This window comes from Ilumatobacter sp. (genome assembly GCF_041688325.1).
Classification (GTDB): domain Bacteria; phylum Actinomycetota; class Acidimicrobiia; order Acidimicrobiales; family Ilumatobacteraceae; genus Ilumatobacter_A.
In genome coordinates this window covers 1-11,554 of sequence record NZ_JBDNIJ010000148.1, presented here as the reverse complement: position 1 = coordinate 11,554, position 11,554 = coordinate 1, and the positions used below count along the sequence as shown (strand labels likewise).

Annotated in this window: 8 protein-coding genes; all 8 read right to left on the bottom strand. The window is 60.8% G+C overall.

Translation table 11 applies throughout. The annotated features are described in order from the left end of the window. Positions 1–3,830: DNA-directed RNA polymerase subunit beta' (locus ACH2EI_RS09740; RefSeq protein WP_395159844.1), on the bottom strand; the 3,830-nt coding region annotated here is incomplete at its 3' end. A 136-nt stretch (positions 3,831–3,966) separates the two neighbouring features. Beyond that, positions 3,967–7,599, bottom strand: a complete 3,633-nt coding sequence (locus ACH2EI_RS09735) for a DNA-directed RNA polymerase subunit beta (RefSeq protein WP_395153952.1) — start codon at positions 7,597–7,599, stop codon at positions 3,967–3,969. A gap of 2 nt (positions 7,600–7,601) precedes the next feature. Then, entirely contained in the window at positions 7,602–7,844 is a 243-nt protein-coding gene (locus ACH2EI_RS09730) for a hypothetical protein (RefSeq protein ID WP_395159842.1), read from the bottom strand. A gap of 239 nt (positions 7,845–8,083) precedes the next feature. Continuing rightward, positions 8,084–8,455, bottom strand: a complete 372-nt coding sequence (rplL, locus tag ACH2EI_RS09725; protein ID WP_395153954.1) for a 50S ribosomal protein L7/L12 — start codon at positions 8,453–8,455, stop codon at positions 8,084–8,086. Between the two features lie 62 nt (positions 8,456–8,517). After that, complete coding sequence (gene rplJ / locus ACH2EI_RS09720; protein ID WP_395159840.1) at positions 8,518–9,057, bottom strand: 50S ribosomal protein L10; 540 nt, start codon at positions 9,055–9,057, stop codon at positions 8,518–8,520. 427 nt (positions 9,058–9,484) lie between these two features. Then, complete coding sequence (gene rplA, locus ACH2EI_RS09715) at positions 9,485–10,192, bottom strand: 50S ribosomal protein L1 (protein ID WP_395153955.1); 708 nt, start codon at positions 10,190–10,192, stop codon at positions 9,485–9,487. A gap of 238 nt (positions 10,193–10,430) precedes the next feature. Further along, positions 10,431–10,856 carry a 50S ribosomal protein L11 gene (rplK, locus tag ACH2EI_RS09710; protein ID WP_395153956.1) on the bottom strand — a complete coding sequence of 142 codons (426 nt, stop codon included), beginning with the start codon at positions 10,854–10,856 and terminating at the stop codon, positions 10,431–10,433. 71 nt (positions 10,857–10,927) lie between these two features. Next, complete coding sequence (nusG, locus tag ACH2EI_RS09705) at positions 10,928–11,482, bottom strand: transcription termination/antitermination protein NusG (RefSeq protein ID WP_395159846.1); 555 nt, start codon at positions 11,480–11,482, stop codon at positions 10,928–10,930. Between the last annotated feature and the right edge of the window lie 72 nt (positions 11,483–11,554).

Genomic DNA, 11,554 nt, shown 5'->3' with positions numbered 1-11,554 from the left:
GGCTCGTAGTCCGGTGCTTCGATACCGAACTCGCGGTACTTCGGCATACCCGTGCCAGCTGGGATCAGCTTGCCGAGGATGATGTTTTCCTTGAGACCAATGAGGTGATCGGCGCGGCCGTCGATGGCGGCCTCGGTGAGCACCCGGGTGGTCTCTTGGAAGGAGGCAGCCGACAGCCACGACTCGGTGGCCAACGAGGCCTTGGTGATACCCATCAGCTCCGGGCGACCTTCGGCCGGGCGCAGCGACTCTTCGACCATGCGACGGTTCGTGTCGCGGAAGCGCTTGGAGTCGACACGCTCGCCAGGCAAGAAGCCAGAGCCACCAGGCTCCTGCACGCCGATACGACGCGTCATCTGACGCACGATCAGCTCGATGTGCTTGTCGTGGATCGACACGCCCTGGTCTCGGTAGACACGCTGGACTTCCTCAACCAAGTAGAGCTGTGTCTCACGGATGCCCTTGATCTCCATGATCTCCTTCGGATCGAAGGGACCATCGACGAGCGGGTCGCCGGCCTTGACCGACTGACCATCAACCACGATCGGGCGAGCACCGAGCGGCAGGACCACTTCGTGCTCTTCGCCTGCATCGTCGATCACGACAACGGGAATGCCCTTGCCCTCATCTTCACGAAGGTGGAGGATGCCGGTTGCCTTGGCCAGACGAGCCGAGCCCTTCGGAGTACGAGCTTCGAAGAGCTCGACGACGCGGGGCAGACCGCCAGCGATGTCCTTACCTGCAACACCACCGGTGTGGAAGGTACGCATCGTCAGCTGGGTACCCGGCTCACCGATCGACTGAGCTGCGATGACGCCGACGGCCTCACCAAGTTCGATCATCTTGCCGGTGGCGAGCGAGCGGCCGTAGCACATGGCGCAGACACCGAGCTCGGCGTCGCACGTGAGCACCGAACGCACACGGATCCGTGTGATGTCCTTGTCTTCGCGGAGTGCTTCCATCTCCTCGTCGCCAACGATCGTGTTACGTGGCAGAACCTTGCGGCCGTCTTCCATTGCACTGGCCAGGTTGGTGTCTTGGAGGAGCGCACGGCCGTAGAGCTTGGTCTCGATGTAGGAGCGAACGTTGGCCGTGTCCGGCGTGACGTTTTCGATCCACACGCCGAGGGTCGAGCCACAATCGTCTTCGCGAACGATGAGTTCCTGAGCAACGTCGACGAGACGACGGGTCAGGTAACCCGAGTCAGCGGTACGGAGTGCGGTGTCGACCAGGCCCTTACGGGCACCAGGAGTAGCAATAAAGTACTCAAGGGTTTCGAGGCCCTCACGGAAGTTCGACTTGATTGGGCGAGGAATCATGTCACCACGCGGGTTGGCAACCAGCCCACGCATGCCGGCAATCTGACGCATCTGCGTCATGTTGCCTCGGGCACCCGAGCCGACCATCATGTCAATCGGGTTGAACTTGGCTTCCTTGAACTCGCGTTCCATCTCGGCCTGGACCTCGGCGGTGGCGTCGGTCCAGATGCGCACTTCTTGCTGACGGCGCTCGCCGTCGGTGATGATGCCACGACGGAACTGCGTCTCAACCTTGTCGGCCTGGCGCTCGTACTCCTCCATCATGGCCTTCTTGGCCTTCGGAGTTCGCACGTCGTCAATCGACACGGTGATGCCGGACTGCGAGGCGAAGCGGTAGCAGAGGTCCTTGATGTTGTCCAGAGCGTTGGCGACTTCAGCCTTGCTGTAGTTGTCGGAGAGTTGCTCGACGATGACGCCCATCTCCTTCTTCGTGACGAGGTAGTCGATGTGACCGAACTTGTCGGGGTACGACTCCTGGTGCACTTCGCCACTCTCAGCGACGCGACGTTGCGGGAGCGCCTCTTCGAAGAGGGCGCGACCGGCAGTGGTTTCGAACGGTGCTTCGCCTGGGATGCGAATGTTGATCACTGCGTGCAGATCGAGGGTCTTCTCGTCGTACGCGCGGAGCACTTCCCACAGGTGGCGGAATGTACGGCCTTCGCCCGGAGCCCCAGCGATCGACTCGGTGAGGTAGTAGCCACCGATGATCAGGTCCTGGGACGGCGTGACGATCGGGCGGCCCGATGCAGGCGACAAGATGTTGTTGGCCGACAGCATGAGCACACGCGCTTCGGCGCGAGCCTCAGCGGAGAGCGGCACGTGGATGGCCATCTGGTCACCGTCGAAGTCAGCGTTGAATGCCGTACACACGAGCGGATGGATCTGGAGTGCCTTGCCTTCGACCAGCACAGGCTCGAAGGCCTGGATGCCGAGACGGTGCAGCGTGGGCGCACGGTTGAGCATGACGGGATGTTCTTGGATGACATCTTCGAGCACGTCCCATACCTGCGGGCGGCGACGTTCGACCATGCGCTTGGCGGTCTTGATATTCTGAGCCAGCTCAAGATCGACAAGGCGCTTCATGACGAACGGCTTGAACAGTTCGAGCGCCATCAGCTTCGGCAGACCGCACTGGTGCAGACGCAGCGTCGGACCGGCCACGATGACCGAACGGCCCGAGTAGTCGACGCGCTTGCCGAGAAGGTTCTGACGGAAACGACCCTGCTTGCCCTTCAACATGTCGGACAGCGACTTGAGCGGACGGTTTCCCGGGCCAGTCACGGGACGCCCACGACGGCCATTGTCGAAGAGTGCGTCGACTGCTTCTTGCAGCATGCGCTTCTCGTTGTTGACGATGATCTCCGGTGCGCCGAGGTTGAGCAGGCGCTCAAGACGGTTGTTGCGGTTGATCACACGACGGTAGAGGTCGTTGAGGTCAGATGTCGCGAAGCGGCCGCCGTCGAGCTGCACCATCGGGCGCAGTTCCGGCGGGATGACTGGGACCACATCGAGGATCATGGCCATCGGATCGTTTTCGCGGCGACCGTTTTCGTCGCGACGGTTAAACGACGCAACAATCTTCAGGCGCTTGATGGCCTTCTGCTTGCGCTGGGCGCTGAGCGGCTTGCGACCGGAGTCGCCGACGTCAATCGCATCGCGGAGCTTGATCTCTTCTTCGTCAAAGTCGATCCGGTTGATGAGCTGCTTGATGGCTTCGGCGCCAGTGCCGCCTTCGAAGTACTCGCCGTACTTGTCGCGCATTTCGCGCCACAACATCTCGTCTTCGATGATCTTGCGAGAATGGACGCTCTTGAATTCGTCCCATGTACGGGCGACGAGATCGAGCTCGATGGCGTACCGCTCGCGGATGCCTTCGAGCTCCTTGTCCCCTTCGCGCTGCAGCTTCTTGAGATCGGCAGGCTTGGCGCCTTCCTTCTCAGCAGCATCGACGGCCTCTTCGAGGTCCTTGAACCGACGATCGATGGCGATCTCGAGTTCCTTATTAATGGCTTCGAGCTCTTCGAGGTACTCGGCCTCGAGGCTTGGCAGTGCTTCGTGGCGGCCGTCTTCGTCAACCCAGCTGACGAGGTGCGCAGCGAAGTAGATCACCTTTTCAAGCATCTTCGCCTTGAGCTCTTCCTTCGGCTCGATGCCGGCGAGGAGGTAAGCGAGCCACGAACGGGTACCGCGGAGATACCAGATATGCACGGCCGGTGCGGCCAGTTCGATGTGGCCCATGCGGTCGCGACGAACCTTGGACCGTGTGACTTCGACGCCACAGCGCTCGCAGATGATGCCCTTGAACCGGACACGCTTGTACTTGCCGCAGTAGCACTCCCAGTCGCGAGTCGGCCCGAAGATCTTCTCGCAAAACAGGCCGTCCTTTTCGGGACGGAGCGTGCGGTAATTGATCGTTTCCGGCTTCTTCACTTCGCCGTGTGACCAGTTACGAATCTGGTCTGCCTCAGCGAGGCCGATTTTCAGTTGATCGAACATGTTGACGTCGAGCATGTGGTTTCCCTTTTGTCGGTTGCTCTGGGTGTTCGGGGTTCATCGGTCACTCGGTGCCAGGCACAGTGTGACCGGAAATCAGGCTCCAGCAATCAGGCGGTCAGACTGTGCCTGGCACAGAGTGACCGCCTGATCGTTAGCGGAAGTTTCCGGCGCGCTCCGCTTTTTCGCGTTCGCGGCGTGCATCGTCTTCGTCGGTGCCGCGCTCAGGGCGTGAGATATCGATACCGAGTTCTTCAGCAGCCCGGAACACCTCGTCGTCGAGGTCGCGCATTTCGATCTCCTGGCCGTCCTTGGTGAGCACTTCGACGTTGATGCAGAGTGCCTGCATCTCCTTCATCAGCACCTTGAACGACTCGGGCACGCCCGGCTCAGGGATGTTGTCACCCTTGACAATCGACTCGTACACCCGGACACGGCCGAGGACATCGTCAGACTTGATGGTGAGCAGTTCCTGCAAGCAGTACGCCGCGCCGTAGGCCTCAAGTGCCCACACTTCCATCTCACCGAAGCGCTGGCCACCGAACTGGGCCTTACCGCCCAGCGGTTGCTGCGTGATCATCGAGTACGGGCCGGTGGAGCGGGCGTGAATCTTGTCGTCGACCAAGTGGGCCAGCTTCAAGATGTACATGTAACCGCAGGTGATCGGGTTGTCGTAGGCATCGCCGGTGCGACCGTTGTACAAGGTCATCTTGCCGTCGGTGCCGACCAGGCGAGCCCCTGACGCCGACTCGACGTTGAGGTTCTCGAGGATGTTCTGGATGACCGGGTGCTTGCCGGCCTTCTCTGTCTCGTCCCATTTGGCGCCGTCGAACACCGGCGTCGCCACAAATGTGGCGGGCTTAGTGTTCGGGCGGGTCTTGGTCTCGGTCCCACGGATCGGGTCATCACCAATCTGGGTGCCATCCGGGTTTGTCCAACCCCAGCGAGCGCAGTAGCCGAGGTGCGCTTCGAGCACCTGGCCCACGTTCATTCGGGACGGAACACCCAGCGGGTTCAAGATGATGTCGACGGGCTGGCCGTCTTCGTTGTACGGCATGTCTTCGATCGGGAGGATCTTGGAGATGACGCCCTTGTTGCCGTGGCGCCCAGCGAGCTTGTCGCCCACCGAGATCTTGCGCTTCTGCGCAACGTAGACACGCACCAGCTGGTTGACGCCCGGGGGCAGCTCGTCGCCATCGTCACGGTTGAACACCTTGACGTCGATGACCTTGCCGGTCATGCCGTGCGGCACCTTGAGCGAGGTGTCGCGGACTTCGCGAGCCTTCTCACCGAAGATTGCACGGAGCAGACGTTCTTCCGGCGTGAGCTCGGTTTCACCCTTCGGTGTCACCTTGCCAACGAGGACGTCTCCCGGGCCAACGTCGGCGCCCACGCGGATGATGCCACGGTCGTCAAGGTCAGCGAGGATGTCGTCGCTCAGGTTCGGGATGTCACGGGAAATCTCTTCCGGGCCGAGCTTCGTGTCACGCGCATCGACTTCGTGCTCCTTGATGTGGATCGACGTCAACACGTCGTCCTTCACGAGGCGCTCCGAAAGGATGATCGCGTCCTCGAAGTTGTAACCCTCCCAAGGAATGAACGCCACGAGCAGGTTCTTGCCCAGTGCCAGTTCGCCCTGGTCAGTCGACGGACCGTCAGCGAGGATGACGCCGGTCGTGACCTTGTCACCCTCGTTGACACGGACACGCTGATTAATACACGTGTCTTGGTTTGAGCGACGGAACTTGGAGAGCTTGTAGGTCCGCTTGCCGAGCGTCTTGTACAAGACGGAGATCGCCTCACCGGAAACGTCGGTGACTTCACCGTCGTCTTCGGCCATGATCAGATCGGCGGCGTCACGTGCGGCACGGTTCTCGATGCCGGTACCGATGTACGGCGCTTCGGCACGCAGCAACGGCACAGCCTGGCGCTGCATGTTGGCGCCCATGAGGGCGCGGTTCGCGTCGTCGTGCTCGAGGAACGGAATCAGTGCCGTAGCAACGGACACGATCTGCTTCGGGCTGACGTCGATGAAGTCGACCTCTGCCGGAGGCACGTAGCCGATGTCGGTGGTGGCACCGAAGAAGCTCTCGGCTTCAAGCATCTTGCGCAGATCCTCAAGGCTGGCGGCCTGCGGCGAGCGACGGACGAGCACGCGCTCGTCGGCGAGGCTGCCGTCGTCCTTGAGCGGCGTGTTCGCCTGGGCGACCACGTAGTTCTCTTCTTCGTCGGCGGCCATGTAGACGATTTCGCCCGTGACCTTGCCGTTCTTGACTTGACGATACGGCGACTCGATGAAACCGAACTCGTTGACTCGGGCGTAGCACGACAAGCCACCGATCAGTCCAATGTTCGGGCCTTCCGGGGTCTCGATCGGGCACATCCGGCCGTAGTGGCTGAAGTGAACGTCTCGGACTTCGAAGCCGGCGCGCTCGCGGGACAGACCACCTGGGCCGAGCGCCGAGAGGCGACGACGGTGGGTCAGACCCGACAGCGGGTTGACCTGGTCCATGAACTGCGAGAGCTGCGAGGTTCCGAAGAACTCTTTGATCGCAGCGACAACCGGACGAATGTTGATGAGCGTCTGCGGCGTGATTGCCTCGACATCCTGCGTGGTCATGCGCTCACGCACGACACGCTCCATACGGCTCAGGCCGATGCGGACCTGGTTCTGAATCAGTTCGCCGACGCTGCGGATGCGACGGTTGGCGAAGTGGTCCTGGTCGTCGAGTCGGTAGCCAGGCTCCTGCTTCACGAGGTGCAGCATGTAGCTGATTGTTGCGAGCACTTCACAGCGGCTGAGAACGTTCTGGCCCTCTTGCGGGTAGTCGAGCAGCGGCTCGCCTTCGGCGTTCAGGCCGCCTTCGAGGCCAAACAGCGTGCCGACCTGGCTGAGCTCTTCGCCGAGCTTGCGGTTGATCTTGTACCGACCGACGCGGCTGAGGTCGTAGCGGCGGCTCTCGAAGAACGCGTTGCGGAAGTACGCCTTGGCGGACTCGGCAGTCGGCGGCTCGCCCGGACGGGCCCGCTTGTAGATCTCGATGAGTGCTTCTTCCTGGGTCGGCGCGGTGTCGCGCTCCTTGTCCCATTGGCCCTCGAGGAAGTCGAAATGGCTGACGAAGCGATCGAGGAAGCCCGGAGCGTTCTCTTCGTCGTAGCCGAGCGCACGAAGCATGGTGAAGACACCGAGGCGACGCTTGCGAGCGACACGCGTGCCAGCGGTGACATCCTTGCCCGGCTTGTGCTCGACGTCGAACTCCATCCACTCACCGCGGTAGGGATGAATGGTGCCCTTGACGAGCTGGTGCTTAGTGAGGTTACGCAGGCGGAAACGCTCACCCGGCTCGAAGATGACGCCGGGACTGCGGACGAGCTGACTCACGACGACACGCTCGGTGCCGTTCACGATGAACGTGCCCTTCTCGGTCATGATCGGGAAGTCGCCCATGAAGACGGTCTGTTCCTTGATCTCACCGGTGTTGCGGTTCATGAACCGGGCCCGCACGAAGACGGGCGCGCTGTAGGTCATGTCCTTTTCTTTGCACTCTTCCACCGTGAACTTCGGTGGCGGGCGCAAGTCTTCATCGAACGGGTCGAACTCAAGCTCAAGCTGGAGCGATTCCGAGAAATCTTTGATGGGGCTGATATCGCGGAAAGTATTCGCGAGCCCTTCATCGAGGAACCACTGGAAGCTCTCACGCTGGACAGCGATCAGGTCGGGGAGCTCAAGCGGCTCCTTCAGATTGCCGAACGAATAACGTTCACGAGACACGGGACGAGTCGCCACGATCACTCTCCAAAGAGTTGAGGGTTGTTGCCAGGCAGCTGGGCGCGCTGAACCACACTTGGTGAAAAGTTGGTGGACAGTAGACGCACGGCAGTCGTCCAGACTATCCACGTGGGGCGGGCAACATCAACCGCAGACAGCCTGAATTCGCGGTGCGGGCATACTTTTTCTGGATCGACGATGTTGAAAGTGTCACCGACGAATTGCGGGTCAACGTAAAGAACATCCGTCGCAATGTCAAGCATCTGGGCTGTATCGGCGCGAACTCACTACGTGAGCAGGTGTTCTGCTGAGGCCACTGACCTCCGATGTACTCGCCGTGACGCTCCCCCGGTGGCCGGTTCTGCACGCGGTGTCGTTTGGAGACACGAGCTGAGTCACCGATTCAGAACGCGACAGAGCCCAGATACACACCGATGGTGGCACCTGGGCTCTGGAATTCTCGGAAGAACTCAGATCAGCAGCGCACTGCGCTGCCGATCAATCACTTCACTTCGACGTCAGCGCCAACTTCTTCGAGCTTGGCCTTGGCGGCGTCAGCGTCAGCCTTGCTGACCTTCTCGAGGATGGCCTTCGGGGCGCCATCGACCATGTCCTTGGCGTCCTTGAGGCCGACACCGAGCAGGTCCTTGACAACCTTGACGACCTGGATCTTTTGGCCACCTGCGCCGTTGAGAATGACGTCGAATTCGTCCTTCTCTTCGGCTGCTTCGCCACCACCGGCGGGAGCGGCTGCAGCGACTGCAACGGGGGCAGCGGCAGTAACGTCAAACTTCTCTTCGAAGGCGTCGAGGAGCTCTTTGAGCTCGATGACGGTCTTGGCGCCAATGGCGTCGAGGATTTCTTCGTTAGTCATAGTGTTCTCTCTTTTCGTTCAGTTTTGGTACGGGGCCGTTCGACCCCAGAAATATGGGGTGTTCAGGCTTCGGCTTCCTGCTTCTCAATGAGAGCAGAAAGTCCGAACGCGAACTTGTTCGGCAGTGCCTTGAGCAGCCGTGCGGTCTTGACCAATGGTGCTTGGAGTGCGCCAGCGAAATTCGCCAGCAACTCTTCGCGCGACGGCAGGCTGGCCAGTGCTTTGACATCATCGGCAGACATCGGCGCGTCGCCGAGCATGCCGCCCTTGATGACCAGCAGCGGATTTGCCTTGGCCGCGTCAACCAGCGCCTTTGCTGCGCCAACCGTATCCTCGGTGGCGAAGGTGAGCGCTGTCGGACCGGTCAGGTGATCATTGAGGCCGTCGAGACCGGCGTTGGCGGCGGCGAGCTTTACCAGGGTGTTTTTGTACACCTTGTGCTCAGCGCCGACAGCGCGCAGCGGGGTACGAAGGTCTGCCATCTGGCTGACCGACATGCCGCGGTACTCGGTGACGAACACTGCGCGGGCTTCTTTGAGCTTTGCAGTGATTTCCTCGACCTTTGCGACCTTGTCGGGTCGCGGTGCGTTTGCTTCTGTCATGTGTGTTTTCCTCCTCTCGCTCAACTCGGGGTGCTCGCAATGTTCAGCGAACACCACCAAGGAGCGACCAGCGAGACGATGTCTCGAGCCGTTTCTTGGGGGTATGCACCTCGGTTGGCGGAGTGAACTCCATTACCTGACTGCCATCACTGACAATCAGACCAACGGTCTCTGGCGAGCGACCTGTTTTACAGTCAGTAACTCTACGACTCGCGCGCAGCCCTTCCACGCGTGCGGGTTTGGTTGACCGACGTTTTACGCATGCGATTGCGGTGTCGGTAGGAGCAATCGCCCAAACAACGCATCGACTCGGTGTTCGCAAGGGCCGCCTGCGCTCGAAAACGACGGGTGCCAGCACCGAGATGCGGGCACTCGTTCAGTTCGTGGACGCGGCGCACGGCGCCACGTGTACGAGAAAAGGACTGAATCAGCCTTCGCCAGGCAGGACAGGCTTGAGGCGCTGGATGTCGATCTTCACTCCGGGGCCCATCGTCGACGAAACGGTGATCTTCTGGATGTAACGACCCTTGGCCGAAGCAGGCTTCGCCCGCTGGATCTCGTCGATCACGGCGAAGAGGTTTTCGGCGAGCGCTTCAGGGGTGAAGCTGGCCTTGCCAACGGTGAGCTGAACATTGCCGTACCGGTCGGTGCGGTACTCAACCTTGCCGCCCTTGAACTCCGTGACGGCCTTGGCGACGTCGGGGGTAACGGTGCCGGTCTTGGGGTTCGGCATCAGGCCGCGCGGGCCGAGCGTGCGGCCGAGACGACCGACGAGCGGCATCATGTCCGGCGTTGCGATGACGAGATCGAAGTCCATCATGCCGCCCTCGATCTGTTCGAACAGGTCGTCGGCGCCCACGATGTCGGCGCCAGCTTCGCGAGCAGCATCAGCTGCTTCGCCCGAAGCAAACACGGCGACGCGAACGTCCTTGCCGGTTCCCTGCGGGAGAGCGACGGTGCCACGCACCATTTGCTCGGCCTTGCGGGGATCGATGCCGAGACGGAACGACACGTCGACAGATTCGTCGAACTTCGCCGTTGCGGTCTCTTTTGCCAGACGCACTGCGTCTGTCGGGGTGTACATCGTTTCACGATCAAACTTCTTCGATGCGTCGAGAAATTTCTTGCCTGACATATATGTCTCCCTCAGTAGTAAGTCCGCCGGTCGAGGTGAGCCGGTCGAGACTGTGTGTGGTTGTTCAGTGAACCAGCCGCCTGCCACATGGTGGCAGTCGGATGGGGGGTTTCCCAGCGCCGAAGGCGACGGCTCAGGCAAAGCCTGAGGACTTGGTGGCTGCGACACAGTCGCAGTGGCGGCGGAGCCGCCGAGGATCGTTCGAAGGGGAACAGCGTGAGCTGATTCGCCCAGCGAATCAGCTGACGGTGATCCCCATTGATCGAGCCGTGCCACGAACTTGGAGCTTTGCTGCCTCCATGTCGTTGGCGTTGAGGTCAGGCATCTTGATCGTGGCGATCTCTTCGACCTGAGCCTCAGTGATGTTGCCGGCGATTTCTGAGCCCGGGTTATTCGCAGCCTTCGCGAGGCCGGCTTTCTGGCGGATCAGCGTCGAAGTGGGCGGCGTCTTCAGAACGAAGGTGAACGTACGGTCGTCGTAGATCGTGATCTCGGTCGGCACGACTGTGCCGGCCTGAGCCTCGGTCTGGGCGTTGTACGCCTTCACGAAGTCCATAATCGCGATGCCGTGCGGTCCGAGCGCGGTACCGACCGGCGGGGCGGGGCTCGCCTTGCCAGCTTCGATTTGGATCTTGACGACGGTGAGGATTTTTTTCTTGGCCATGTGATTTCTTCTCTCGAGGGTTTCTTTTCAGTGTCAGTCAGCGAACGACGCTGATCAGAGTTGGTGACGAGCTAGAGCTTTGCAACTTGGCTGAAGTCCATCTCCACCAGGGTCTCACGACCGAAGATGTTGACGAGAACCTTGAGCTTGAGGTGGTCGGCGTTGATTTCGGCGATTTCACCGGTGAAGTCGGCAAATGGGCCTTCCTTCACACGGACGCTCTCGCCTTCTTCGTAGTCGAGTTTGGCCTTGCGACGCGGTGCGTCGGCTTGGGCGCTGGTCTTCGGGGACAGGAAGGTCTTGACCTCACGACGCGAGAGCGGCGTGGGCTTCTGGCCCTTGACGGCCTGGCCAACGAAGCCGGTAATGCCCGGCGTGTTGCGGACGCAGTACCAAGACTCGTCGTCCATCTGGCAACGGACCAGCAGGTAGCCCGGAAAGACCTTCTTCAAGACGGTCTGCTTCTTGCCGTTCTTGAACTCGTCGACTTCTTCCATCGGAATGACAATCTCGTAAATCTTGTCTTCCATGTTCATCGACTGAATGCGCGCGTTGAGGTTCGCGGTGACCTTCTTCTCGTAGCCCGACTGGGTGTGTACGACGTACCACTGGCCCGGGCGGAGCAGCGGATCGTCATACGGCTCCTCTTCGACTGCTTCGGCGGCAGCAACCTCATCGGTTGCTGCTGCAGCATCGTC

Bases quoted from the DNA above. Each gene is read 5' to 3' on its own strand.
- rplJ (WP_395159840.1), bottom strand. From the start codon at position 9,057: ATGACAGAAGCAAACGCACCGCGACCCGACAAGGTCGCAAAGGTCGAG.
- rplA (WP_395153955.1), bottom strand. From the start codon at position 10,192: ATGTCAGGCAAGAAATTTCTCGACGCATCGAAGAAGTTTGATCGTGAA.
- rplL (WP_395153954.1), bottom strand. From the start codon at position 8,455: ATGACTAACGAAGAAATCCTCGACGCCATTGGCGCCAAGACCGTCATC.
- rplK (WP_395153956.1), bottom strand. From the start codon at position 10,856: ATGGCCAAGAAAAAAATCCTCACCGTCGTCAAGATCCAAATCGAAGCT.
- ACH2EI_RS09730 (WP_395159842.1), bottom strand. From the start codon at position 7,844: ATGCTTGACATTGCGACGGATGTTCTTTACGTTGACCCGCAATTCGTC.